The organism is Chitinophaga sp. Ak27 (genome assembly GCF_012726295.1).
GTDB lineage: Bacteria > Bacteroidota > Bacteroidia > Chitinophagales > Chitinophagaceae > Chitinophaga.
In genome coordinates this window covers 14,476-39,640 of the sequence record NZ_JABAOB010000015.1, presented here as the reverse complement: position 1 = coordinate 39,640, position 25,165 = coordinate 14,476, and the positions used below count along the sequence as shown (strand labels likewise).

Sequence of the window (25,165 nt, the reverse complement as noted above, 5' to 3'; positions counted from 1 at the left end):
CGTTCATCCTGAGCCAGGATCAAACTCTCCATTGTAAAGAAGTTTTGATACTGACTAATTTCTCTCGAAATCAATCGGATCGTTTAAATTATGTTTAGCTTTAACATTACCTGTGTTTGAACCTAAGTATCACTACTTAGATTCGTGCTGTTGTTTCCATTCTTTCAAAGAACTTTTCAATCTGTGAAGATTGTTTGCCGATGTGTGAGATCCGATCCCGGTGGCCCTTTGGCCGAACATCTTTTATCTCAATTTTCTCAACTTCGCTTTCCGTTTGTTGCCCCGTTATCGTTGGGGTTGCAAAGGTAGCAAACTTTTCATTTCCACCAAATCTTTTTAAAGATTTTTTAAATTTTATTTTCTGAATTTATCAATAACAACTGCTATTGTATCGCTATAAAAATCAGTGGGAAATGATGTGTGTGAAAGAGCTTTTTGTAGGTGCTTTCTATCAAAGCGGAGCGCAAAGGTAGGCGCTTTTTTCACACTTCCAATTTTTTTATTGCCTTATTTTAAAGGAAAACGCTACAATCCTTTACTACAAAGGATTGTAGCCATATAATAATTATCAGGGGATAAAGGTAATAGGCGTCAAAAGCCCTTCCGGGTATTTTACATTCATTAAAAACAACCCCTGGGGAGGTACCGCAAAGTCAGCTTTTGTACAGTCTTTACTTTCTATCGCTTCCCTGAACTGATCCATGGAAAGCTTTCCCCGCCCTACTCTCAGCATAGTACCTACTAAACCGCGCACCATTCCACGCAGGAAGCGGTTAGCGGTAACGTTATAGACTATACGCTCGCCTTCCACTGTCCAGGAAGATTCCATGACCTTACATATATAAGTCTTTACCTGGGTATTACGCTTGGAGAAGGTGGTAAAGTCACTGTAAGTTTTGATCACCGCCGCAGCTTCCTGTAATGCAGCGATATCCATTTTATAAGGAAAGAAGTAGCCCCTGTCTTTCATAAACGGGTCTTTATGCGTATACAAAGTATACTCATATGATCGCGCCAGGGCAGCAAAGCGGGAATTAGCGTCTGGAGGTACCTGGTATATTCTTCTCAACACGATATCATCCGGCAGGATGGCATTGATTTTATATAAAAACTGTGGGTGCAATGGTACTGCCGTATCAAAATGCAGAAAGTTCTGCTGCGCATTTACGCCGGCATCCGTTCTGCTGGAGCCCGTGCTCGCGACGGTATCTCTCAGCAACAGGCTCAAAGCCCTGTCTATTTCTGCTTGCACCGTATGCGAATTTTCCTGCACCTGGAAGCCGCTATACTGCGCCCCATTGTAACCCACTTCTATAAAATACCTGTTCATATCGGGGGCGAAAATAAAGAATTACGAATTACCAATAATGAATTACGGAGTTGTGAGCAGACGATCTATTATCTGTCTACCTACAACTCCGTAATGATAAATCTGCCTATTACCACTATTTATGCAACATAGCCCGGAATCTTCCCCTGTAGTAATCATCTATCAGGATACTCTCCAGTGAACCATATTTTTCGGTATCATACGTTTTGGGATAAGCTGCATCCAGTAAACGATAGCGCGTATCATCAGCCGTGAGCAGGGAAACCAGTGTTTTCACCTGTGCTGTTTCCAGGCAATAGTTCCGTGTTTGTTTCATAAACACGTCGATCATGCTATTGTCTGTTTTGGCGGCAGCGAACTTGCGCAACACTTTACGGAAGGTAGCTTCATCCATGATATTAGTACAATCTGAATTAAGCAGGCGGGTCTCAGATGATTTCTTCTTAGCCACAGGTTCTTCGGCCGCCACAGCAGCGCCTACCGGGGTACCAGCAGCATCCATTTCCACTTCATCACCATGTTTCTTTTTCTTCTTGCTCTTTACCGGCGCTTCGTCAGAACGAGGAGCCATTACGCCATAACCGCTGGAATCATCTGTGATAACATTGGCCGGGTGTTCCGTATCATCAAAAATTTTGCTCCGTTTCTTCTTCTTGCGGACAGGCTGATCTTCCGCGGGCACAGGAGTTGCTTCCACCGGCACTTCTACAACCGCCGGTGCTGGTGTAGCTGCGGCAGCGTCTTTTCCGGCAGCGGAAGCAGTTTGTGCTTTATCATCCTGGAACTCGATAAAATCCGGATCTCCTTCTCTCTGCTTATGTTTCTTCTGCTTCTTTACAGGCGCGTCTTCTGTGGCGGCTTTGGCAGCATCCGCAGCTGCTGCTTCACTCGCAGCCGTTCTATTTTCTTCCGCCATCACCTCGGTGAGGAGCGCTTGTTCTTCTTCTGTTAACGGTTCCCGGGCACCTTTATGTTTCCGGCCTCCCCTACTTTTCTTCACTTCCGGCTCATCTGCAGCGGGTGCTGTTGCTGGCTGTGCTGGCGTGGCGGCAACTTCTGGTTCCGGCTCATTTCTATCATCTCCGCTTACCACTACTTTATCTAAAGCGGAAGAAAAGCTATTCCCTTTATTGGCTGCCGGTTTCACAGGGTTAACAGGTTTATTCGGGCCAGTTACCACCGCTTTATCCGCGAAAGTGGTTTCAAGGTCTTTCTGGAGGTTAGCCATCATTTCCTTTTTAGCGGTATCCGGAACGGGGGCTGTTGTATCTGCTTCTACCGGCGCCGGAGCTGGCGTTTCAGTAACAGCGGCGGTTTGCACGGCAGTGCCCTCCTCTGATTTTATTTCACGGAATGACTGCAGATCATACAATGAATAGGCAGCATCCCCTGATTTCTTTAGCAGGAAGCCTTGATCATTTTTAGCTATCCTCAGGTCAAACTTTACTTCGGGTGACTCATTTTTCGGGAAACCCACGGTAATAGGGGTCGTCCCGCTGCTTAGCTGTGGCAGGATAATGTAGCCTCGTTCCGTGGAACTCAACACCTGGCCATTATGTTTCACATAAAATGGCTGTCCCTTCTCGCTCTGAATATATACGTAGTGATGCTGTACCTGCGCCCAAGCCTGGCTGCAAAGTAAGAGGCACACCGAAACAAATGTTACTGTCCTGAATCTGAGATGCATACTATAGATTGGTATAAAAAACTGTCCTTGTGCAAATATTATTCCAGCACGATCAGCACCTCGCCTTTTTCCACGGCGGTGCGTTCTGCCACTTTAACTTCTTTCACGACCGCATCTGCGGTGGCCTTAAATACATTCTCCATTTTCATGGCCTCCAGGATCAATACCGGATCGCCCTTATGGATGGTCTGCCCGGGGGTTACCAGTACCTTCAATACCAGTCCCGGCATGGGTGCTTTAATATCGTTCACCTTCCTGGTCATGGCATCTTTGATCCCCATGGAGGCCAGTAACTGATCGATTGGTTCTTCAATAACGACTTCGAACACCTGTTGGTTTACTTGCAATACCACCATTTTAGTGTCTTTCTCCACCTTTAATACCTGCGCCTGGTAGCTATGGCCATCCATGATAACGCTATAATCGCCGGTAGGCAATTGTGCGGCTGACCAATCTACTGCCTGGTTGTCGATGGTAACCTTTGTATCATTATTAACGGCAAATGTAGATTTGCCATTCACTATTGCTTTGATCATAATGCTGTTTTATTGGCCAGTAACCGTAACAAAAATAGCATTTTTAACCACTTACCTCATATTTAGCCCATTTGTTTAAATTTGACTCTTTAAAATCGGTCAAGCCGATACATTTGTTTAAAACCATCTTTTACATGAATCAACAACTGAAGCAATCCCTTATAGGAATGCTGATTGGAGGAATGGCCGGACTGGGATTTTCAAATTCCCTGATGGCCCAGTCTGAGAAAGCGGCCCAGGACGACCCCGTACTCAAAATTTACCGCGCTGCTGCCACTAAAGTGAACGATCTGGTACATACCAAGCTGGATGTACGTTTTGACTATGCCAAAAGATACCTGTATGGTAAGGCCTGGATTACCCTGAAACCTCACTTCTATGTTACCGATTCCGTTACACTCGATGCCAAAGGCATGGATATAAAGGATGTGGCCCTGGTAAAAGCAGGTAAAAATAATCCCCTGAAATACAGCTACGATGGCATGCAGCTGCACATCGCACTGGACAAGCAATATAAGCCCACTGAATCTTATATTATACATATCAACTATACCGCCAAGCCAGATGAGCTCAAAGTGAAAGGCAGCGCGGCTATCAGTGATGCCAAAGGATTATATTTTATTAATCCCGATGGAAAAGATCCCAATAAGCCTATCCAGATCTGGACCCAGGGTGAAACTGAAAGCTCTTCCGCCTGGTTTCCTACAATAGATAAAACCAACCAGAAGTGCACGGAGGAAATCAGCATGACGGTGGAAAATAAATACGTGACTCTTTCCAACGGTAAGCTGGTAAGCCAGAAACGTAATGCCGATGGCACCCGTACTGATACCTGGAAAATGGATCTCCCCCACTCCCCCTATCTCTTTATGATGGCGGTAGGTGAATATGCTATTGTAAAAGACAGCTGGCGCGGGAAAGAGGTGAACTACTATGTAGAGAAGCCTTTCGAAAAATATGCTAAAAATATCTTTGGCAATACACCGGAAATGCTCACCTTCTATTCCAAAATACTGGGATACGATTATCCCTGGGTGAAGTATTCACAGATTACCGGCCGTGACTACGTTTCCGGCGCTATGGAAAATACTACCGCTACCCTACACGGTGAGTTCATGCAGAAAACAGACCGGGAACTGCTCGACAACAACAACTATAATGAATGCGTCATTGCGCACGAGCTGTTTCACCACTGGTTTGGCGACCTCGCTACTGCTGAGTCGTGGAGCAACCTGACCGTTAACGAATCTTTCGCCGACTACAGCGAATACTTGTGGCTGGAACATAAATACGGTAAAGATGCAGCAGATGAGCACAGCCTGGAGGCGGCACAATCCTATATGTCGATGGTACAATACTCCGGCGACAAGGACCTAGTACGCTTTCACTACCGCGACCGGGAAGATATGTTCGACCAGATTACATACCAGAAAGGTGGCCGTATCCTCAATATGCTGCGGTATGCAGTAGGCGATTCCGCTTTCTTTAAATCACTGAACCTGTACCTGAAAACCAACGCATTCAAAGCAACAGAAGCGCATCAGCTGCGCCTGGCCTTCGAAGAAGTAACGGGTCGTGATATGAACTGGTTTTTCAATGAGTGGTATTTTGGTAAGGGTTTTCCACAACTGGATATCAGCTACAAATACAATGACACCGCTAAAACAGTGACTGTTATCTTACAACAGATTCAAAAAGAGGCTAAAGTATGGCAAATCCCCATGGCCATTGATATTTATGAGAGTGGTAAAGTAACCCGTCATAACATCTTCATGGAAAGCAGGGTAGATTCATTTACTTATGCTTATTCCACCAAGCCTGACCTGGTAAATGTAGATGCAGATAAAGTGATATTATCTAAAGTAGATGATCACCGCTCCTTTAGCACCTACCTGTATCAATATGCTCATGCGCCCAACTACCAGGATCGCCGCCAGGCCATCGATGAAGCGGGAGACGCGCAGGCTTCCAATCCCGATGCAGTGAAGCTGTTACAGGCAGCCTTAAAAGATAAATACCATGGTTTAAGAAGCTATACAATCAGTAAGCTTAACATGAACAACAGCGCTGTCAAAGCAGCTACATTGCCCATTGTGGTGGAACTAGCCAAGAATGATCCCAGTGCCTTGGTACGGGCCGCTGCGTTACAACAACTGGCAGAGTTAAAGAGCACCGAATATGTGCCACTGTTTGAAGCAGCTACCAAAGATAAATCCTATGGAGTAGAAGCGGCCGGTCTGGAAGGCTTATCGGCATTGGATTTGGATAAAGCATATACCATCGCCAAGCAGTTGGAAAGCGATACCAAAGGCAAACTGGTAGGTGCTATTGCCAGCGTATATGCCAGAAAAGGCAATGCGGCAGATATCGGTTTTGTGGCTACCAAATTCGATGAAACCAGCGGCCAGGACAAGCTGAATGCAGCCTTCGATTACCTCGGCTTTTTATCCAAGATCAGCAACACCGATGCAGTGGTTAAAGGGGTAGACCAGGTGAAAGCCATGACAGCCCAGTTCAACAATCCGCAGGTAAACACCTACATCAGCAACTGGATGCAGGAAATCAGCAAAAACAAAGCCCAGGAGGCAACCGCGGTTAGCGGCGCCAACAGGGACGAGTTGACTAAGCAGGCAGAATATCTGCGTAAAGCAGCTGAAACGATTAGAACTGCTATTAAAGAGTAAATAATATCACTATAAAAAGATCGGGGGAGATGAAAGCGGATAGCCGTTTCCATCTCCCCCGATCTTTTATAACCGTGTCAGGATATTATCTTTCTACATTTACCAGGGTCTGTGTTTCATGATCCCAGCACCAGGTATTATCAGAGAGCCGAACGCCGCCCAGCCAGCGATGTTCCAGCGAACAATAATCGAGGTAATTTTCTTCCTCATTCAATATTTCCTTTCCCAGGCTGGTTATCTTCAGCATCTGGTCATTTTCTTCCAGCACACCTGCGCGTACCATGCGGTTTACCAAGATATCAAGCTGAAAATTGGTGAAACCAAAGATTTCCAGTTCGCTCCAGAAAAGCGTGTACAGATCGTACCAGCGATAACTGCCCAGGGCGAGACGAAGCAGGAAATAGCTTTCAATCACGCTCAGGCCGGTGATACTGTCAGGAAATCTTTTCAGGTGCGCTATGATAGCTGCTGGCAAATGCCGGAGGTTACCGGGAGGTCTTTTACTGATATGTTCCAGCTCCTGCGGAGAATGTTGGCACCAGGCATCCCATACGTCGGCTGCCAGTGCAAGGTCATCGGCGTTTAGCCGCACCCGTTGTTCAAACACCTGGGCCAGGATTTCCGGTGATGGATGATGAGGCAGATCCACAATACTGATAGGCGGCGCCTGGGGGAGTTTAACGTTGATATAGTGGAGAAGGAATATCATGTTGACCTGGCAAAACAGGTCGTATTCAAACCAGAGTATAATTTCATCTGTAGCGGAGCCGGAGGAATCCAGTTTCTCCAGCTCCTGTACTACATTCGTATAATAAGTTTGTTTATCAATACCGTATTGGTATTCGAGGTGCTTAGCCCTGCTTTCAAAAAACACGGTGAGGTCTTTTGTATACTTGACTTTGCCTTCACACATCATTTCCCGGCATACTACCACTTCTCCCGGCACCTTGCTTTGCCGGAACAAGTTAAGGATAGCATCTCCATTTAACACATTCAGGTATGACATAAAATAATTTTCAAGCATTACCAGCTACCACTGGCACCTCCGCCACCTCCGGAACCTCCGCCGAAGCCACCGAAGCCGCCTCCGCCTCCTCCACCGCCGGACCATCCGCCTCCGCCGCCACCAAACATACCACTTCCGATTACCGGCCATATCCAGCCACCACGTCGGTTGTAAGTGGTTCCGCCGCCGCCGCCACCGCCGCCGCGACTGATGAGCGAAACGATGATGACAATCAACAGGATGATGAGAAAAACGCCGCCGGGGCTAATACCGGGCTTGCTTTGACGCGGATTGGCTCTGTACTCTCCTGCCGCAGCTTTGATGATACCATCTACAGCTGCGTTCAATCCCTCATAATAACGTCCTTCCCGGAAATTGGGCTTGATGGCCTGGTTAATGATATCATTGGCGATCGCATCAGGAACAACCCCTTCCATGCCGTATCCTGTTTCAATCCTGATCTTCCTGTCTTCAACTGAAACAAGAATAAGTATTCCATTGTTCTTACCTTTTGTACCAATTCCCCAATCGCGTAAAATTTTTAACGATACCTGGCTGATGTCATAGTCGCCCACAGATTTTAGGGTGACGATGGCGATTTGGGTAGAGGTACTGTCGTAGTAGGCGACTAACTTTTGTTCGAGCGCGTCATCTTCATTTTTCAGCAGTACGCCTGCAAAGTCGTTGACTAAAGTTGGAGGATTAGGCCGGGGCGGTATATTCTGGGCATTTGCCAGCAAACCTGTCATCATTAATAATCCCGGTAAAAACCAGCGTAGTATCCTCATTGTATCAAAGCTAAAATCGTTAAAAAGAGTGGTCGTCAGATATTAAAGACGATATCATCGGGCAGTTCATTCTCATCGTTGCTGGCTTCGTGTGGAAAGTGAGTACGGAGCGAGCTTCCTATCTCCTCAATGCAGGCTTCAATGCCATCAATAATGCGGTTATCCTGGAAATGGCTGATGAGGAGCGCCGCTTCCTTTGCCCAAAAGTCATCGCCTACCTTTTCGTGAATTCCCTGGTCGCCGAGAATGGCAAACTGCCGGTCTTTTATGGCCACATATACCAATACGCCATTGCGGAGCCGTGTTTTTCCCATATCGAGCGACACAAAGGCTTCTTTGGCCCTGTCCATTGGATTTACGTAGCTGCAGTGGCTTTCCACAAACAATCTGATTTCGCCGGAGGTAAGCCGTTCGGCTACCCGTATTGCCTGCACTAACCTGTTCTTCTCCGGCTCGGAAAAAATTTCTTTTCTTTTAAAAGGGAATAAGCGCATGCCTGGTATTTTTTGGGGACCGGCCGGCAACAAATCGAATAGAGATGCAGCCGGCCGGGAGCCTTTATCTGGGTGGTATTAGAATTTCACTTGTGGCGCGTTCTCAGCACCAGCTGAAGCCTCAAAATAGCCTTTCTGTTTGAATCCGGCGATGCCGGCAACAATATTACCAGGGAAGGTACGTACAGAGCTATTGTAGCTATTTACCGCCTGGTTGAAATCGTTCCGCGCTACATTGATCCTGTTTTCAGTACCTTCCAGTTGTACTTGCAGGTTCTGGAAGTTGGCATTTGCTTTTAGGTCAGGATAGCTTTCAGACACGGCGAGCAAGCGACCGAGTGCCTGGCTTAATTGACCTTGAGCAGCCTGGTATTGCTGTATTTTTTCCGGGCTCAGGTCATTCACATCTACCTTTATCTGGGTAGCGCTGGCTCGGGCCTGGATTACTTTTTCCAGTGTTTCAGTTTCGAAGTTGGCAGCACCTTTTACAGTAGCTACGAGGTTAGGAATCAGGTCAGCGCGGCGTTGGTAGCTACTTTGCACCACTCCCCATTTATTTTTCACGTTTTCGTCCTGGTTCACTAATCCGTTGTACTTATTACAACCACCACAACCTGCCATAGCTAGAATTACGAGTACTACAATAACAATAACTCCTTTTTTCATCTGGATTAAATTTAAAATTTTAAGTGCCGGCAAATGAGCAAAACGTATTCCCATTTTACACGTTGCCGGTGTAACTAGTTGTTTTCATCGGTAAAGACGATAGAAAAGGCGGTAAAGCCGTTCTTTTGACGCCTACACGAAAATATGGAAACTCAGCCACTAAATAGCTATTGGATAAGGAAACGGCAATTTTTTAAAAAAGTTCAGTCATCCTTGAAATATTCGTCATAAAACAGTATGTTTATATGTACCTTTGCCAAGTAATAAACGCTGAACGTTTTACAATATGATTTTAGGGTGAATGAGGCAGAATGGACACAAAATCGATATCAAAAGTTTCATTGTTTCTAACTCATTTATTATCAATAACTTGGAACTAAGTCTGCTTAAATGAGTGCACAACACATCCATATACTCTATATTGATGATGAAATACACAATCTGAATGCCTTTAAAGCTTCATTCAGAAGGATGTACCACGTGGTAACTGCCACCTCTGCAGAAGAAGCGGAAAAATTACTGGCAGAGCAGGAATTTCACATCATTATCTCGGATCAGCGCATGCCCAAAACTACCGGGATTGAGTTTTTTGAATCCATATTGGAAAAGTACCCCGAACCCATCCGCATGTTACTCACTGGCTATGCCGATATTAACGCTGTGGTAGACGCTATCAATAAAGGACAGGTATACAAGTATTTTTCCAAACCCTGGAACGAAGAGGAGCTGAAGCATAATATTGACAAAGCTTATGAGGTATATGCGCTCCGTAAAGAAAACAAAGAATTGACCGCCAAACTGCTGGATGTAAACCAGCAACTGGAATTCCTGGTAAGACAGAAGTTGATTTCCTGATTATTTCGTGCCGCGGTGACTTGAACAGTTTGCTTCTTAATGAAGCAGACAGTTTTTTATGTGCCTGTATCTGCCGGCTTCCGTTTATCAAAATCCCCTGGTACGGAATTTCTGAATGTTGATTTTCCGTTAACTTGCACCACATTGTAAACTTAATCATACCTGAAACATGCAAGTTTGGAAAGATTACCAGGCAGAGAATAAAGATCGTTTCCTGGAGGAATTACTGGAACTGTTGCGCATTCCTTCTGTGAGTGCCGACTCCCGTTTTAATGGAGATACGCAACGTTGCGCAGAAGCGGTGAAACAGCGTTTGCAGGAAGCAGGCGCCGACAAAGTAGAAGTGTGTCAGACTGCAGGTCACCCTATCGTTTACGGAGAAAAAATAATAGATCCTTCCTTACCCACCGTATTGGTATATGGCCACTACGATGTACAGCCCGCAGATCCGCTGGAATTGTGGCATAGCGGTCCGTTTGAACCCGTTATCAAAGATGGCAATATATATGCCCGCGGCAGTGCCGATGACAAAGGCCAGTTTTACATGCATGTAAAAGCTTTTGAAACCATGTACAAAACCAACTCTATTCCCTGTAATATCAAATTCATGATTGAAGGGGAAGAAGAAGTAGGTTCCGCTAACCTGGGTATTTTCCTGGAACAAAATAAAGAGCGCCTGAAAGCTGATGTAGTATTGATTTCAGACACCTCCATGATCAGCCTGGATACGCCCTCCATTGATACCGGTCTGCGTGGCCTGGCTTACATGGAAGTAGAGGTAACCGGCCCTAACCGTGACCTGCACAGTGGTGTATATGGTGGCGCCGTTGCCAACCCCGCCACTATCCTCGCTAAAATGATTGCTTCCCTGCACGACGAAAACAATCACATCACCATCCCTGGTTTTTACGACAAAGTACAGGAACTGAGCGCCGATGAAAGAACAGCCCTCAATGCCGCTCCATTCGACGAAGAAGCGTACAAGCAAGACCTGGGCATCGCTGATGTTCGGGGAGAAAAAGGATATAGCACCATCGAGAGAACCGGCATCCGTCCTACCCTGGAAGTGAACGGTATATGGGGAGGCTACACTGGTGAAGGATCCAAGACCGTATTGCCATCCAAAGCATTTGCTAAAATATCTATGCGCCTTGTGCCTAACCAGGACTGGCATGAAATATCTGACCTGTTCACCAAACACTTCGAAGCCATTGCGCCCAAGAGTGTAAAAGTGAAAGTAACCAAACATCATGGTGGTAGCCCATATGTAACACCAACAGATTCCGTTGCATTTAAAGCTGCCCATGAGGCCATCAGTACTACCTTTGGTAAAGCGCCTATCCCAGTTCGCGGTGGTGGTAGCATTCCAATTGTAGCTTTGTTTGAAAAAACACTGGGACTGAAAACAGTATTGATGGGTTTTGGCCTCGACAGCGACAACCTGCATTCTCCCAACGAGAAGTATGGCTTAGCAAACTATTACAAAGGCATTGAAACCATTCCGTATTTTCATAAGTACTTTGCGGAATTGGCGAAGAAATAGCCTTTGGCTACACAGCCCCGCTGAACGTGGGGCTGTGTAGGCTAAACGTTAAAAGCTTATCACATGAGTAACACTGAAAAAGTACGCGTTGATAAATACCTCTGGTCCATCAGGGTTTTCAAAACCCGCAGCCAGGCTGCTGATGCCTGTGACAGTGGTAAAGTAAAAATGAACGGTTCTTCCGTAAAAGCCGCTAAACCTGTATCCATCGGCGATAAATTCGAAATCAGAGGAGAAGCCCGCAAGTGGGTGATCGAAGTAGTAGGTATCATTTCCAACCGGGTAGCCTACTCAGAAGCCATTAAATATTATACTGACAATACCCCCGACGAAGATAAACTCGCCCCGGCATACGTTCCATCTGTATTCCAGACTGGTAAGCGCCAGAGTAAGATTGGCCGCCCTACCAAGAAAGACCGCAGAAGTATAGAAGGATTTATGGAAGGAGACGAGGAATAGGATCTTATAACAATTTATTTTAGAGGTGTTCTTTGCAATGCAAAGACACCTTTTTTGTTTAGCAAAAAGCCCAGAGTAGGTCTTTCAAGTCCTGTTGTACCTTCCAGGCGAGGTCTTTATTTCTTCCATTTCTGCAATGCTGAAGTTGCCTTTTATAGAGATATTTTACCTGGTGCAGAAAAGAAATCAAGTATTTGTCACATCTACACACATTAAATTTTAAACTAATGCTTTGTTTTCTGAGAGACGATTCCTCTCTTCTGACAACCGCATTTACAGCCCTTACGCATTTTTCTACATTTTCTCACTTTTGCGTAGTAATTTTGCCACCTCATTCTTAAACTAAGGATTATCAATGCCTAAACAAAGCGACGTACTTGCTGCCGATTTCCTGGTGAAAATAGCAGAAGAATTTGGTACCCCGGTATACATATACCATGCGGAAAAGATTAAAACCCAATATGAAAAGCTGCAAAAGGCGTTTCATAAGGCCGACACCCGCTTTTTCTACGCCTGTAAGGCATTGACCAACATCAATATCCTTAAGTACGTCAATTCTATTGGTTGCGGCCTCGATACTGTATCCATCCAGGAAGTACAACTGGGCCTGAAAGCCGGGTTCGATCCTAAAAATATCATCTTTACCCCCAATTGTGTAGACCTGCAGGAAATCATTGCAGCCAAAGACCTGGGCGTAATTATCAACATCGACAACCTGTCTATCCTGGAGCAATTCGGGAATAAGTTCGGTGGCAGCTATCCCATTTGCATCCGCCTGAACCCACATATCATGGCAGGTGGTAACTTCAAAATCTCTACCGGCCATATTGATAGCAAGTTTGGTATTTCCATCCACCAGATGCGCCATATCGAACGCATTATCAACTCTACCAAACTGAAAGTAACGGGCCTGCACATGCACACCGGCTCCGAAATCAAAGACGTAGACGTGTTCCTGCGTGGTGTAGAGGTAATGCTGGAAATGGTACAACACTTCCCCGACCTGGAATCTATTGACCTGGGCAGCGGATTTAAGGTGGCCTACCAACAGGGAGATCCTGAAACTGATATTGACCTGCTTGGCAGAAAACTGAGCGAAGCATTCAACAACTTCGCCAAAACATACGTACGTCCGCTACAGCTTTGGTTTGAGCCAGGAAAATTCCTGGTAAGCCAGTGTGGTTACTTCGTCGTAAAAGCTAATGTAATCAAACAAACTACAGCTAACGTATTTGTAGGTGTGAACTCCGGCTTTAACCACCTGATCAGACCAATGTTTTACGATGCTTTCCACCTGATCCGCAATATCTCCAATCCTAAAGGCACGGAACGGATCTATACTGTAGTGGGAAACATCTGCGAAACAGATACCTTCGGATGGGATAGGAAAATTAATGAAGTGAGAGAAGGCGATTACCTGGTATTCTATAACGCCGGCGCCTATGGTTTTGAAATGTCTTCCAACTTTAACTCCCGCCTGAAACCAGCGGAAGTACTAGTAAAAGAGGGTAAACCGCACTTGATCCGCAGACGCGATACCCTCGAAGACCTCCTGAAAAACCAGATCGAACTGCAGTAATATATTATTTTTTCAAGGGATGTAGGTAATTGATTACCATATCAACAAACTAAATACAATTTCCTGCATCCCTTGATACAATATTTCTCCTACCTTTACGTCTCCATTATTACCTCCTCTCTGTTATACCTGCACTGGTTATTGTAACTTGTATTAAGACATTTTTTGCTGGCATTAAAAGAATAGCCTTTGGTTATAATTATACGTAGATATGAAAGTTTTAACTGCACACCCCGGCGTTTTTAACGATGATAAAGTAATTGAGTCCAATATATCATTCGTCCCATTCCTCAACTATCTGAGGGAGAAAGTAGGAAATGGAGATGATGCCCGTTCCTCTTTTTATCAACTGATCATTGACAAATTTGAAAGCAACCCGGATATACTCAATCCCATCTCGCCGGATGCGGATCTCAGCCAATACAAGGAATACCTGGATTTACTGATTGCTGCCATTTTCCCGGTAACTACCGACTCGTCCACGGATATTTATGGTATGGGAGCTCCTTATAGATTTGCCATCTTCCATTATTCAGACCTTTTCAAACAGCTTTTCACCTCAGACGGAAAAGAACTGACCACCGTACCTGATGGTATTTCCCTGGCCCAGGTGAAGAAAGATAAAATGACCTGGCTGTATAAACTGATCCTGGAAAAGGTATTTCACTTTCCCATGAACTATAAAAACGATATTATCCACCGGGTTGAAACACCCGATGGCATAAAGCGTTATGTGAAAGTGAATATCGATGCCCGGTTTGTAGATGTAAAAGTAAATGGATCGGTACCAAACCTGGACTATAACCAGTTTTGTTCGAAACAAATTACGCCAGATGCTTTACAGCAACTGCTTCCAACACACCTGTTTTCCCTGGAAGGCTTTGTGATATGGACGGTAAAAGACGTGACCCAGTCTGAAACGCTGAACAACATCAAGAACCTGGTAATGAATATGCGCGCCAACAACGAGGTTGACAGCTACCGGAGCCTCGAAAAAATGATTCCCACCATACTAGGAATCCCAGATATCACCGCGCACATGGTACCGTTTCCAAAGGTGAACGGTAAAAGCGTATTGGAAGAACAATTTTCCAACACCGATCCTATCTTAGGTATCGGCAACAAGAAACAGCAACAGCATTTCTTCCAGTTGATGCTGGAACATCTGCAACAGCACCCGGTTCCGCTGATTGTACCGGATGTGAACGAGGCTACTATCAACCCTCATCCTTTTCTTAAGTTTCTGCCCATTAAAAATATCAGGAGCTTTATCCTATGCCCTATCACCCATAAAAAGGAAATCTTGGGCGTACTGGAATTAGCGTCCTCAGTACCCAACCGCTTATCAGCAGAGCCGTTGTGGAAACTGCAAAATGCCTATCCTTTATTGGGATTAATGCTGAGTCGCAGTATGAATATCCTGGAAAACAGGTTGAACGAAGTGATCAAAGACCAGTTTACCGCATTGCAACCGGCAGTGGAATGGAAATTTGTGGATGAAGCCTGGAATTACCTGCTCACACCTCCGGACGAAAGAAAAGATATTGAAAGCATCAGTTTTGATGAAGTTTACCCGTTATATGGCGCCGTAGATATCCGCAACTCGTCTGTTCAACAAGGCAACGCCATCCGGGAAGACCTGCAGGAACAACTAGAATTGATTCGTGATACGCTCGAAACAATCGGGCAAACCGTGCACTTACCATTGCTGGAAGAATTGCAGTTTAAAACAAACGACCTGCTGCAACATCTCAGCAATAGCCTGCAAGCTGGCGAAGACCTCAAGGTAAACGAGTTCATGGACCAGGAAATACAACCAGTACTGGAACATCTCTGTGAGGGCAATGAAACGCTGCAACCTGTGCTCGAAAACTATTTCAAAAAGATAGATAAATCACAGGGGCATGTATATCATCACCGGAGAGAGTATGAGGAAAGCCTGTCGCATGTGAATACTGCTATCAGTCAATACCTGGAAAAAGAAAGACTATACATTCAACAATCTTTCCCCTGTTATTTTGAGAAATACCGTACAGACGGTATAGAATATACCATCTACATCGGTCAGTCGATTGCGCAGGAAAAGAAGTTTGATCACCTGTATTTACGCAATCTCCGCCTATGGCAGCTCTCGTCAATGGCGCATATCGCCAGGCTGACGCATAAACTGAGCCCTAAGCTAAAAGTGCACCTGCAAACCACACAAATGATCCTTATGCACAGCGCTCCTATTACCATCAGCTTCCGCAGCGATGAACGCAGGTTCGATGTTGAAGGCGCGTATAATGTTCGTTACGAGATTATTAAAAAACGTATTGATAAAGTGCACATCAAAGATACCGGCGAAAGATTGACACAGCCCGGTACCATTGCCATGGTATATTCTTATGCCCGCGAAATGGAGGAACTGAAAAAATACATCGCATTTCTCCAAAGCAAAAAAATCCTGTTACCAGAAATTGAGGAAGTTGAATTGGAAGAGTTACAGGGAGTGAGTGGCCTGAAAGCCTTGAGGGTAACTGTGAATATGGAAGAAGCCTAAACCTCGTCACATATAAAAAGAAAGGTCCCGCTGAGCGGGACCTTTTTCATTAAAACTTAAACCCGAAGGTAACATAAGGTACTGTTTCTTCTTTGGAATGCCCTATCACCGCGGTAATAATCAGTGTATTGATAGGCGCCACGTAAATACCTCCACCATAACCATCGTGCCATACATGCGAAGTTTCTCCTTCTCTCCATACCCGGCCCACATCGTTGAAAGCAATCAACCCTACTCCTGCCGGCAGTATGTAGGTTTTCAGGTCGAATAATTTCACCCGTATTTCTGTATTGTTGTACAGGCTGGCATCGCCGGCAAACCGGAAATTGCGGTAGCCACGCAGATTCTGTACGCCGCCCACTGTCAGCGCCTGGAAAAACTCATAGTTGCCCCACAGCTTACCACCACCAAAACGACTTACAATTACAAAGTTGGCGGGAATCCGGAAACTCATATACAGACTTAAATCAGACTGCAGCTGGGTAGTATTGTAGCTATTTCCATTTAACCCAAAATTTCCGGAATAAGTGGTTGTCCATAAAACGCCGCGGGTGGGAATAATTTTATTGTTGCGCGTATCCAGCGTTGCTACCACTTTTCCACCGGCATAAGCTTTGTTGGCGTAGATACCGGCCGAATCGAGACCATTAGCTTTAAAATCTGTGATAAAACGATTCCCATTTTCATCTTTATCAAATGCGTAATTGGTAAAAGTAGGTCCGTACGCAATGTTGAAGTGATTGCTAAAGCTTGTTCTCAGCAGTGCTTCCGCGTTATAGATGTTAAACCGGGCGCGGTAATAGGAAATGGTTTTACCGTTAGATTTATCAAACTGCGTTTCATTCCCGAAGCCGAAAAAATTGATCGTATTATTAGGCGCTTTAGCTCGTGCAAACAGCAGGAGGTCTGATTTCCCGATGACGTCGGTGAATTCACCTTCATAGCGGAAATTCCAGGCCCGGGTAGCCAGTGCATGGGTAGCGGTAAACAGGTGTTTCGACGAAAACGGTTCCCGGCGGAAAGCATGCCGGGTATCGGATAACCCGAGTCCCAGTAATAAACCATCATCGCGGTTATAGGCGCCAGCCAGCATCGGCACTGTTTTCTCGTACTGGAAAGCGTTTCGGTTGTATTTGATATTAGCGGGATCGTTCGACAACCTGCGTTGTTCATTGCGGGAGAGGGCGAATGTATCATTGCCAGTTCGCTGATCGTATATACGTACCCGTTTACCAGCCTTCACTGTAGTACTGTCGATATAAGTATCCGCATCGCGGCCACCCACCAGGCGTATGCGGATGGGTGTGCCATGATCACCTTTGATGACAAAGCGGTCATTTCCTCCCATACCATATACATTCACCTCTTTGGTGACAGCCGGATCGAAGGTGCGGGAATAGATATTTTGTTTGATATTTCCTTTCTTGCTGATTTTAAAGATGTCCAACGCTACGGCGCCATTTTCCTGTTTGTCCACCACAATCAGCTCATCTTTTCCGGTAGCCGGTACATCTACACCTTTAGCCAGGAAGCGGTAGTACTTCATCATGTTTTTTTCCAGGATATCACGGCGAACAGATAAGCGGTGAATCATCATCGGCCCTACCTGCGCCTTAACAGTATCCGGGAAGGCGTTTACAGCAGCCTTTATCACACTGTCGGTCATCTTCTTCAGAAACTTCGTTGTTTGTTTCTTCCAGTCTTTTTCATCCAGCTCATTCATAAAAGAACGGTCGAAGTACCGGGCGCTGAACTGGAAGCCATTCACATCCGGGATGTTATCACGGAAGCCCTGTATTCCGGGCAATATCCAGGGGCGGGAAGCCAGGCGGGGCAATACGCCACCGTTGATAAAAAATGCCTGGTCACGGTCGCGGGGTACCGGGTAATAATAATCTTCTCCTTTATGCGATTCTTTGTACCAACGCCACTGGTCATCATGGCGGTCAAAATCCATAATGTAGGTATCGAGTATACGTGCCCGTAGTACGGCTTTCTGATCCACATGTACATCATTATCTCCTAAAATTTTGGCCAGTACTTTGGGAGTATTGTAAGTTTTATCATTCTTCCCCGTCATCGGCTCCCTTTCTTCAAAGAGATATACTTCGTTGCCGAAGCTATTGGCGAAAACACCCAGCGCGGTATCTGCCGGGAGATATACAAACGTAGGATTAGTATGAGGTACGCCGGCGGCTTCAGCTAACACGCTCACTGCCAGTGGGGCGTAGGGGTTTGCCGCGGATATCTGGTCCTGTACCACATCGCGGGCAACTGTTTCTCTCAATAGCTCCGGGATGGCCGCCAGGGGAAACTTCTTTAATGAACGCATGGCGTATTCTGTACCGGTACTATCTTCCAGCCGGAGAGAGTGCGTTTGCTTACCGCCCCCACGTTGTAATACCTTCAGGCCTCCTTTGGCGGTAGCCAGGTTCAACACCGGAAAGTTTAAGGGCGTCGCCCATACCTTGCGGTAGTTTTCGCCCAGGATGAATTTATGGAAGCCTCCGAAACGGTTGTATTGGGTATCTGCTGCCATTTTGATATAAGGCGGTAATTCAGCAGGCGTTTTATAGGTCATGGCCTGTGAAGAGATATCCTGCATACGAAACAGGTTTTCGCTGAATACCGGCGTAGCCCCATTGTCGGCGAAATAATACTGTGTGCGGACCGTACCATCAGACAGCAACTCCACCGTACTGAAGCCGTTAGCGGTAGAAGCGAATTGTGATTTAGTCCCTTTTTTAACACGGTTATGCTTAGCTCCGCTTCCACTAACGATATATGCATTTTGTTGATCCCTGATAAGCTGCAGCGTATGATCATGTCCCGACACAAATACTACCGGGCCATGCGGCTTCAGCGCCTCTTCTACTCCTTTGATCATTTGCTGATAACGGGGATTAGGAATATCTTCCAGGCTGCCCAGTACTCCCCTGGCAAAAGGATAAATAGATCCTATAACAGGCAGCGGAATATAGAGTGATGGCTTCAAATCGGTAAGCGGGAAAATATGTTGTTTCAGCGTATAGTAGCCGCCGTGGATACCATAGCTGCGGAAAGGATGGTGTGTGGCAAAGATGATCAGCTTATTGCGGTTCAGCGCCACTATCTCCGATAATTTCGTGAGGATTTCATCATTGTCTTTACAGTCACAAGACGACTCCGCGCCGGGTTTTTCATAAGGAAACACCCACCACTCGCTATCCATAATGATAAGCGTGATGCTATCTGCTAATTTCACTTCTATTGGACCGGGGCAGCCATCTTTTGGCTCGAACTGTACATTATCCAGGTGCAGGGAATCGACGTACCGCTGCTGGTTGCGGATAATATCCCAGCCATCCGGTTTGCTCTTATCCCAGTCGTGATTGCCCGGAATAATATAGCCACGGGCGTTAGTCCCCCGTACGAGGTTAATCTGGTAGTCGAGAATTTCTTTCGCAGCCGGATATTTGGCGCTGGCGGAATCGGGTATCCCCCTGGGATATACGTTGTCGCCGAGGAAGAGGATGGTATTGTTGTTATCTTTGAGATCAAATGTTTTGCGCACCGCGTCTACAACGGCATTATGCCCGTTGCTGTGCAGTTCGCCGGCATCACCGATAAGAATGACACGTTTCACCACTGTAGGCGATTGGGCGCTCACACTGCCACCGGCAAGGAAGAACAATACAATATAAAAAAGGATGGATCTGATCATTTGGACTTGTAAGTGAATTTAAGAATACTGGCAGCGCCATCGTAACCGCCTTCGTTAGAAATATACATATCGCCGTTAGGGGCAAAATCAATACCTTCTGGTTGCAGGAACAAGCGGTGTTTCAGGTTGTATGCCTCCTGTACATGACCTTGCAGGTCGGCAATGACCAGCAGTCCATTTACCGAAGCTACCATATATAATCTTTTTTCTATCGGGTGAATAGCAGCGGCTGATGGCTTAAAGAAGCGCATGTCAGATCCCACGAGGCGGGCGATTTCCCGGGCATCGAAATGATAGATAGCAGTGGTATCAAATGTTTTGGAGGCCAGGTCGAAACGGTAAGCGCTGGTAATGCCCTGCTTTTTATCATCTTCACAGTTCTTGCATACCATCACGATACTGTTCCTGGCACTGTCGTAGTAGGTGGTTTCGAACTCCCGTTTACCTTGCTTCTCCAATTTATAGTGATCGCTGTAGACGCTGTCGGTAAACAAGCCATGTACATGATACAACGAGCCGCTGCTCTTCAATATAAACCATCCGCTGTCGGTACGACAAATATCTTCATAGTCGCCGTTTTTGGCGAACTTATAATACGGATAAGGCTTGGTAGCTGCCACATCTACCTGGTAAATCCTGCCCTCCTCGTCGTTAATCGTCATGATCTTATGTTCATCCGGGAACAGTACAATCCCGGAAATTTCCTGCATGGATTCCCGCAGCCGGTAGCGCACCGGCTCTTTTAAATTATATCCTGGTGGAGAGGAATACACTTTTTGTTCCCTGTCACTAAAAGCGTTGCATGACAGTAAGAAAAGGAGAAAGATTAACCCGATCCGGACATCCATAGTGTAACTTTATAGCATAAATTTAACTCAAAAATGCAGTAACTTAGGTTGAATTTGTGAATTGTAATACCGGAAACAGCGAATATGTCGTTATAGTCCATGAAAAAAACGGCATTCACGGTTCTTTATCTTAATTTTTTCTCTTCCTTATGCAAAACAATATTATCATAGATGCAGCCCGGGATTATGTGCTAAACCAATACCAACAGCATCCACATCCCAACCTGGTATATCATAACCTGGTTCATACCCAACAGGTAGTACAGGCTGCTGCACAAATAGCCGCCCATTACCGCTTACAGGACGATGAGCTACTCGCTGTATATGTAGCTGCCTGGTTTCATGATGCCGGTTATTTAATAGGTGAAGGCAAAGTACACGAGGAAAACGGCGCGCAGGAAGCCCTCCGGTTTTTACAGCAACAACAGGTCCCTGAAAACGTTCAGTCGATGGTGCAGGGGGCTATCCTGGCTACCAAAATGCCACAGTCGCCCCATACACTGGTAGAGGAGATTGTTTGCGATGCCGACCTATCCCACCTGGGTTCCAAAGAATTTGCCGACCGCAACAAACTTCTGCGTCAGGAGCTGCAACTTACCTACCAGAAAGATATCCCGGCTATCAACTGGCTCACCAACAATATTACCTTTCTGACCGAGCACCACTACTGGACCGATTATGCCCAGACATTGTTCAAACAACAGAAAGATGAAAACCTGGCTAAGCTGAAAAAGAAGCTGGAGAAAAAAACAGCAGAAGCCGCAGAGGAAGCCGCCATTGTACCTGTGGACGCCAGTGCAGCTCCACTCAAAGCACAGGAAAAAATTAAAAAAGATAAGACCAAGAAGCCGGAAAGAGGAGTGGAAACGATGTTCAGAACCACTTCTACCAATCATATCCGCCTCAGCTCTATGGCCGATAGCAAAGCACATATCATGATTTCGGTTAACTCGATCATCATCTCCGTGATATTGAGTGTATTGGTAAGGCGACTGGAAGATTACCCCAATATGATTATTCCTTCCCTTATCTTCCTTACCACCGCCGTGTTAACTGTTATCTTCTCAGTATTGGCTACCCGTCCTAATGTAACCAGTGGCGTATTTACCAAAACAGATATTGAAAAGAAAGATGCCAACCTGCTGTTTTTCGGCAACTTCTACAAGATGCACCTGGAAGAATACCAATGGGGCATGAAGCAAATGATGAACGATTCTGACTTCCTGTATAGCAGCATGACCCGCGACATTTATTACCTGGGTGTAGTATTGGGTCAGAAATACAAGCTGCTGCGCATTTCCTATAATATCTTCATGTTTGGATTAATTATCTCCGTCCTTGCATTTTTGATAGCAGCTATTTTCTTCCCGGTAAAAGCATAATGATTCATGGGTATTCCTTTATATAACCGCGATCTGAGCTGGTTATCGTTTAACTACCGGGTGCTGCAAATGGCGGCGGATCAACAGGTACCGCTATACGAACGTATTAAATTCCTGTCTATTTTTTCTTCTAACCTGGATGAATTTTTCCGCGTAAGAATGCCGGCTGTATTGACTATTAACAAAGTGTTGGAGCAAGATCCTGCCGCCGGAGAAAATGAGTCTATCAGCAGTAGTACGTTGTCTGAAGTACTACAGGAAATAAACCGGCAACAACAGGAATACGGCCAGATCTTTACCGGCAGTGTATTACCCGACCTGCTGGCACGGGGCGTACAGTTGTATTATAACCAGCCCTTAACCGCCGCTCACCAGGCATTTACAAAAAATTATTTTCTCAGTACTATACTGGCCTATTTACAACCAGTGTGGCTGAACGGAAAACCGAAGAAACCATTCCTGGAAAATAATGCGCTTTATTTTGCCGTAACACTGATCCCGGACAAGCACCCGGAGTCGCAGGAATATGCCATCGTAAATATACCAGCATCACTTCCACGCTTCCTGCAATTGCCGTCTATGGATGGCGCGCATTATATCGCCTTCCTGGATGATATCATACGTACTCATCTCGCTTATATATTTCCAGGGTACACAGTGGATAACTGCCATAGTATAAAACTTACCCGTAATGCAGAAATGGATATGGATGAAGTAAAGGTAGATATACTGGAAGAAGTGGAAACGTTTATCCGTAAACGTGAGCTAGGCGTACCTACCCGGTTCCTGTATGATGCCACGATCCCTTTACCACTGTTACATTTCCTGGCTGGACAATTTGATATCCGGGATGATGAGCTGGTGCCTGGCGGCCGTTATCATAATCTGAAAGACCTGGCAGACCTTCCTGCTCCCACAGGATTAACACAGACCAGTTATCCCAGGGCAGCTCCTGCGGAAAATAAAACAGCAGCGGCCACCGACCGGTTACTGGATCTCGTACTGCAACAAGATTTCCTGGTACATCTGCCCTATCAACGCTACGATTATGTGCTGCGTTTCTTCAGTGAAGCCGCGCTGGATCCAGATGTAGCGGAAATATATGTTACGTTGTATCGCATAGCCTCCGGCTCGCAGATTGCCCAGGCCCTGATCAGCGCTGCGAAAAACGGTAAAAAAGTAATCGTATTCGTGGAACTGAAAGCCCGGTTCGATGAGGCCAACAACATCCGTTGGGCCAAGAAAATGAAAGATGCCGGCGTAAAATTGATCTATAGTATCCCGGGTATGAAGGTACATGCCAAAACCGCGCTGGTAAAGCGCAACAGGGGCTATCAATGGGATTATTGCGGCCTGATAGCTACCGGTAATTTCAACGAAAGTACTGCCCGTTTTTATACCGATCACGTTTTGTTTACTTCCCACACGGGTATTACCAGGGAGATGGAATTGCTATTCCTCTACCTGCAAAGCAGGGAACAGCCACGAGCCTACGACTTTTTACAGTTCGAACATTTGTTGGTAGCACAGTTTAACATGACGGAGCGTTTTACCAGCCTGATAGACCGGGAAATTAAACATGCCAGGGAAGGCAAGCCTGCCTATGTCATCATCAAGATAAATAACCTCCAGGAAAGAGGAATGATAAATAAACTGTATGAGGCCAGTGAAGCCGGTGTACAGGTAGATCTGGTGGTGAGAAGCATTAACTGCCTGGTAGCCGATATACCGGAAAGCCGGAATATCCGTATCATACGGATTGTAGACCGCTACCTGGAACATGCCCGGGTATTTATCTTCCATAATAACAACCAGGAAGAAGTGTATATGGGCTCTGCCGACTGGATGAACCGTAACCTCCACCGCCGCATTGAAGTATGCGTACCCGTATACGATAACACGCTGCGTCAACAACTGAAAGACATCGTACAATTACAGCTGAAAGCCCCTCGCCATGCGCAGGAAGCGATCAATACGTATGTGCAAAATATAATGTAAATTAGATATCCTGAATGATTAATTTTTTATGAAGAAGTACGTTTGGACACTGCTATTGAGTATTGCCTTTGTTATTCCTGCTACTCAGGCACAAACCCATGACCTGGAACACATCTATAATCCTGCTGCCGATACCAAAACAGATATTGCTGCTGCGGTAAAAAAAGCGGCGGCAGAAAACAAGCATGTACTGCTACAGGTGGGCGGTAATTGGTGTATCTGGTGCAAAAGGCTGTATAAGTTCATCGAGGACGATGCCGAGCTGAAAGCTGCTATGAACAACAATTACGAGGTGTATCACCTCAACTACAGCAAAGAGAACAAAAATCTGCCAATACTGAAAGAACTGGGATTTCCACAGCGTTTTGGGTTCCCGGTGCTGGTAGTGCTCGATGCCAAAGGCAACCGGCTGCATACGCAAAACACCGGCCTGCTGGAATCTGCCGATACCTATGACAAGAAAAAGGTATTGGAATTTCTGAAGCAGTGGTCGCCCGGCGCCTTACTCCCCTCCCATTACGTTAACGAATAATATCGCCATGAATACCGGCATAACCACTTTTAACACGGATGCTATGCAATCTTTTCAAAAGTTTGCGCGGCATCCGTTTAAGTTTTCAGCCTACCTGTTTTGGAAGCTACCGGCTGCGTGGTTATCGGGCGTTAGGCTGCAATCGCTAGAAACTGATAGTTGTGTTACGTCCATACCTTATCGCTGGTTATCGCAAAACCCGTTCCGTTCCACTTATTTCGCCTGCCTGGCTATGGCTGCGGAATTAAGTACTGGTTTGCCGGCACTCATGTATGCCAGCGGTGCTCCCAGGCGTATATCCATGCTGGTTACCCGCATGGAATCGACCTTTGTAAAAAAGGCTACCGGCCTTACTTCGTTCACCTGTGCCGAACTGCCACTATTGAGAGCTGCCATGGAAAGAGCGCTTAACAATGATACCGCCGAAACAGTTACCCTCCATAGTGAAGGCAGGGATAAAGACGGCATACTAATTGCCTCCTTCGCCATCACCTGGTCGTTTAAAAGTAAATCGTAAACGGTGAACCCTTTCA

At 45.9% G+C, this 25,165-nt stretch carries 19 protein-coding genes; 10 read left to right on the top strand and 9 right to left on the bottom strand.

Annotated elements, in window-relative coordinates:
* Positions 1–568: 568 nt before the first annotated feature.
* The 3 genes from truA to HGH90_RS31300 all read right to left on the bottom strand — a co-directional run bounded on the left by truA (position 569) and on the right by HGH90_RS31300 (position 3,553).
* Positions 569–1,330 carry a tRNA pseudouridine(38-40) synthase TruA gene (gene truA, locus HGH90_RS31310; RefSeq protein ID WP_169192786.1) on the bottom strand — a complete coding sequence of 254 codons (762 nt, stop codon included), beginning with the start codon at positions 1,328–1,330 and terminating at the stop codon, positions 569–571.
* Positions 1,331–1,445: 115 nt separating this feature from the next.
* Positions 1,446–3,017, bottom strand: a complete 1,572-nt coding sequence (locus HGH90_RS31305) for a DUF4476 domain-containing protein (RefSeq protein WP_169192785.1) — start codon at positions 3,015–3,017, stop codon at positions 1,446–1,448.
* A 38-nt stretch (positions 3,018–3,055) separates the two neighbouring features.
* Complete coding sequence (locus tag HGH90_RS31300; RefSeq protein WP_169192784.1) at positions 3,056–3,553, bottom strand: biotin/lipoyl-containing protein; 498 nt, start codon at positions 3,551–3,553, stop codon at positions 3,056–3,058.
* A 134-nt stretch (positions 3,554–3,687) separates the two neighbouring features.
* Here HGH90_RS31300 and HGH90_RS31295 point away from each other — a divergent pair, with 134 nt between their 5' ends.
* A complete protein-coding gene (locus HGH90_RS31295) occupies positions 3,688–6,237 on the top strand; it encodes a M1 family metallopeptidase (protein ID WP_169192783.1) in 2,550 nt (849 codons plus the stop codon).
* A gap of 85 nt (positions 6,238–6,322) precedes the next feature.
* Here the strand turns inward: HGH90_RS31295 and HGH90_RS31290 are convergent, their stop codons facing one another.
* From HGH90_RS31290 to HGH90_RS31275, 4 genes are all read right to left on the bottom strand, one after another.
* The gene (locus HGH90_RS31290; RefSeq protein ID WP_168767111.1) at positions 6,323–7,243 is read right to left on the bottom strand and encodes a hypothetical protein; all 921 of its coding nucleotides are present in this window, start codon (positions 7,241–7,243) and stop codon (positions 6,323–6,325) included.
* 17 nt (positions 7,244–7,260) lie between these two features.
* Complete coding sequence (locus HGH90_RS32045; protein ID WP_168767110.1) at positions 7,261–8,031, bottom strand: TPM domain-containing protein; 771 nt, start codon at positions 8,029–8,031, stop codon at positions 7,261–7,263.
* A gap of 35 nt (positions 8,032–8,066) precedes the next feature.
* Positions 8,067–8,525: a TPM domain-containing protein gene (locus HGH90_RS31280; protein WP_168767109.1), complete on the bottom strand. Its 459-nt coding sequence runs from the start codon at positions 8,523–8,525 to the stop codon at positions 8,067–8,069.
* 78 nt (positions 8,526–8,603) lie between these two features.
* Complete coding sequence (locus tag HGH90_RS31275) at positions 8,604–9,191, bottom strand: LemA family protein (protein ID WP_168767108.1); 588 nt, start codon at positions 9,189–9,191, stop codon at positions 8,604–8,606.
* 390 nt (positions 9,192–9,581) lie between these two features.
* On the opposite strand from HGH90_RS31275, the gene HGH90_RS31270 reads away from it, so the two are divergent.
* The 5 genes from HGH90_RS31270 to HGH90_RS31250 all read left to right on the top strand — a co-directional run bounded on the left by HGH90_RS31270 (position 9,582) and on the right by HGH90_RS31250 (position 16,169).
* Entirely contained in the window at positions 9,582–10,046 is a 465-nt protein-coding gene (locus HGH90_RS31270) for a response regulator (RefSeq protein ID WP_168742667.1), read from the top strand.
* 169 nt (positions 10,047–10,215) lie between these two features.
* Positions 10,216–11,589, top strand: coding sequence for a dipeptidase (locus tag HGH90_RS31265; RefSeq protein WP_169192782.1), 1,374 nt, complete (start codon positions 10,216–10,218; stop codon positions 11,587–11,589).
* Between the two features lie 63 nt (positions 11,590–11,652).
* Positions 11,653–12,048 (top strand): RNA-binding S4 domain-containing protein, encoded by a 396-nt coding sequence (locus tag HGH90_RS31260; protein ID WP_145660289.1) that lies wholly within the window; start codon positions 11,653–11,655, stop codon positions 12,046–12,048.
* A 355-nt stretch (positions 12,049–12,403) separates the two neighbouring features.
* Positions 12,404–13,627 carry a diaminopimelate decarboxylase gene (gene lysA / locus HGH90_RS31255; protein WP_145660292.1) on the top strand — a complete coding sequence of 408 codons (1,224 nt, stop codon included), beginning with the start codon at positions 12,404–12,406 and terminating at the stop codon, positions 13,625–13,627.
* Positions 13,628–13,838: 211 nt separating this feature from the next.
* Complete coding sequence (locus HGH90_RS31250; protein WP_168767106.1) at positions 13,839–16,169, top strand: GAF domain-containing protein; 2,331 nt, start codon at positions 13,839–13,841, stop codon at positions 16,167–16,169.
* A gap of 49 nt (positions 16,170–16,218) precedes the next feature.
* On the opposite strand, the gene HGH90_RS31245 is transcribed toward HGH90_RS31250, so the two are convergent.
* Together HGH90_RS31245 and HGH90_RS31240 are read right to left on the bottom strand one after the other, a co-directional pair.
* Positions 16,219–19,872 (bottom strand): BamA/TamA family outer membrane protein, encoded by a 3,654-nt coding sequence (locus HGH90_RS31245; RefSeq protein WP_169192781.1) that lies wholly within the window; start codon positions 19,870–19,872, stop codon positions 16,219–16,221.
* Positions 19,869–20,720, bottom strand: coding sequence for a hypothetical protein (locus HGH90_RS31240; protein WP_168767104.1), 852 nt, complete (start codon positions 20,718–20,720; stop codon positions 19,869–19,871). Before HGH90_RS31240 ends, HGH90_RS31245 begins: the two co-directional genes overlap by 4 nt.
* A 149-nt stretch (positions 20,721–20,869) precedes the next feature.
* Here HGH90_RS31240 and HGH90_RS31235 point away from each other — a divergent pair, with 149 nt between their 5' ends.
* The 4 genes from HGH90_RS31235 to HGH90_RS31220 are packed head-to-tail and all read left to right on the top strand — an operon-like array spanning position 20,870 to position 25,149.
* On the top strand, positions 20,870–22,102 hold the full coding sequence (locus HGH90_RS31235) for a Pycsar system effector family protein (RefSeq protein WP_169192780.1): 1,233 nt from the start codon (positions 20,870–20,872) through the stop codon (positions 22,100–22,102).
* 6 nt (positions 22,103–22,108) lie between these two features.
* Complete coding sequence (gene ppk1, locus HGH90_RS31230) at positions 22,109–24,100, top strand: polyphosphate kinase 1 (RefSeq protein WP_169192779.1); 1,992 nt, start codon at positions 22,109–22,111, stop codon at positions 24,098–24,100.
* 28 nt (positions 24,101–24,128) lie between these two features.
* Positions 24,129–24,632 carry a thioredoxin family protein gene (locus tag HGH90_RS31225; protein ID WP_169192778.1) on the top strand — a complete coding sequence of 168 codons (504 nt, stop codon included), beginning with the start codon at positions 24,129–24,131 and terminating at the stop codon, positions 24,630–24,632.
* 43 nt (positions 24,633–24,675) lie between these two features.
* Complete coding sequence (locus HGH90_RS31220) at positions 24,676–25,149, top strand: DUF4442 domain-containing protein (RefSeq protein WP_168767100.1); 474 nt, start codon at positions 24,676–24,678, stop codon at positions 25,147–25,149.
* Positions 25,150–25,165: the final 16 nt, after the last annotated feature.

Excerpts from the sequence above, each read along its gene's own strand:
- truA (WP_169192786.1), bottom strand. The coding sequence starts at position 1,330 with ATGAACAGGTATTTTATAGAAGTGGGTTACAATGGGGCGCAGTATAGC.
- HGH90_RS31305 (WP_169192785.1), bottom strand. The coding sequence starts at position 3,017 with ATGCATCTCAGATTCAGGACAGTAACATTTGTTTCGGTGTGCCTCTTA.
- HGH90_RS31300 (WP_169192784.1), bottom strand. The coding sequence starts at position 3,553 with ATGATCAAAGCAATAGTGAATGGCAAATCTACATTTGCCGTTAATAAT.
- HGH90_RS31295 (WP_169192783.1), top strand. The coding sequence starts at position 3,688 with ATGAATCAACAACTGAAGCAATCCCTTATAGGAATGCTGATTGGAGGA.
- HGH90_RS31290 (WP_168767111.1), bottom strand. The coding sequence starts at position 7,243 with ATGTCATACCTGAATGTGTTAAATGGAGATGCTATCCTTAACTTGTTC.
- HGH90_RS32045 (WP_168767110.1), bottom strand. The coding sequence starts at position 8,031 with ATGAGGATACTACGCTGGTTTTTACCGGGATTATTAATGATGACAGGT.
- HGH90_RS31280 (WP_168767109.1), bottom strand. The coding sequence starts at position 8,525 with ATGCGCTTATTCCCTTTTAAAAGAAAAGAAATTTTTTCCGAGCCGGAG.
- HGH90_RS31275 (WP_168767108.1), bottom strand. The coding sequence starts at position 9,191 with ATGAAAAAAGGAGTTATTGTTATTGTAGTACTCGTAATTCTAGCTATG.
- HGH90_RS31270 (WP_168742667.1), top strand. The coding sequence starts at position 9,582 with ATGAGTGCACAACACATCCATATACTCTATATTGATGATGAAATACAC.
- HGH90_RS31265 (WP_169192782.1), top strand. The coding sequence starts at position 10,216 with ATGCAAGTTTGGAAAGATTACCAGGCAGAGAATAAAGATCGTTTCCTG.
- HGH90_RS31260 (WP_145660289.1), top strand. The coding sequence starts at position 11,653 with ATGAGTAACACTGAAAAAGTACGCGTTGATAAATACCTCTGGTCCATC.
- lysA (WP_145660292.1), top strand. The coding sequence starts at position 12,404 with ATGCCTAAACAAAGCGACGTACTTGCTGCCGATTTCCTGGTGAAAATA.
- HGH90_RS31250 (WP_168767106.1), top strand. The coding sequence starts at position 13,839 with ATGAAAGTTTTAACTGCACACCCCGGCGTTTTTAACGATGATAAAGTA.
- HGH90_RS31245 (WP_169192781.1), bottom strand. The coding sequence starts at position 19,872 with ATGATCAGATCCATCCTTTTTTATATTGTATTGTTCTTCCTTGCCGGT.
- HGH90_RS31240 (WP_168767104.1), bottom strand. The coding sequence starts at position 20,720 with ATGGATGTCCGGATCGGGTTAATCTTTCTCCTTTTCTTACTGTCATGC.
- HGH90_RS31235 (WP_169192780.1), top strand. The coding sequence starts at position 20,870 with ATGCAAAACAATATTATCATAGATGCAGCCCGGGATTATGTGCTAAAC.
- ppk1 (WP_169192779.1), top strand. The coding sequence starts at position 22,109 with ATGGGTATTCCTTTATATAACCGCGATCTGAGCTGGTTATCGTTTAAC.
- HGH90_RS31225 (WP_169192778.1), top strand. The coding sequence starts at position 24,129 with ATGAAGAAGTACGTTTGGACACTGCTATTGAGTATTGCCTTTGTTATT.
- HGH90_RS31220 (WP_168767100.1), top strand. The coding sequence starts at position 24,676 with ATGCAATCTTTTCAAAAGTTTGCGCGGCATCCGTTTAAGTTTTCAGCC.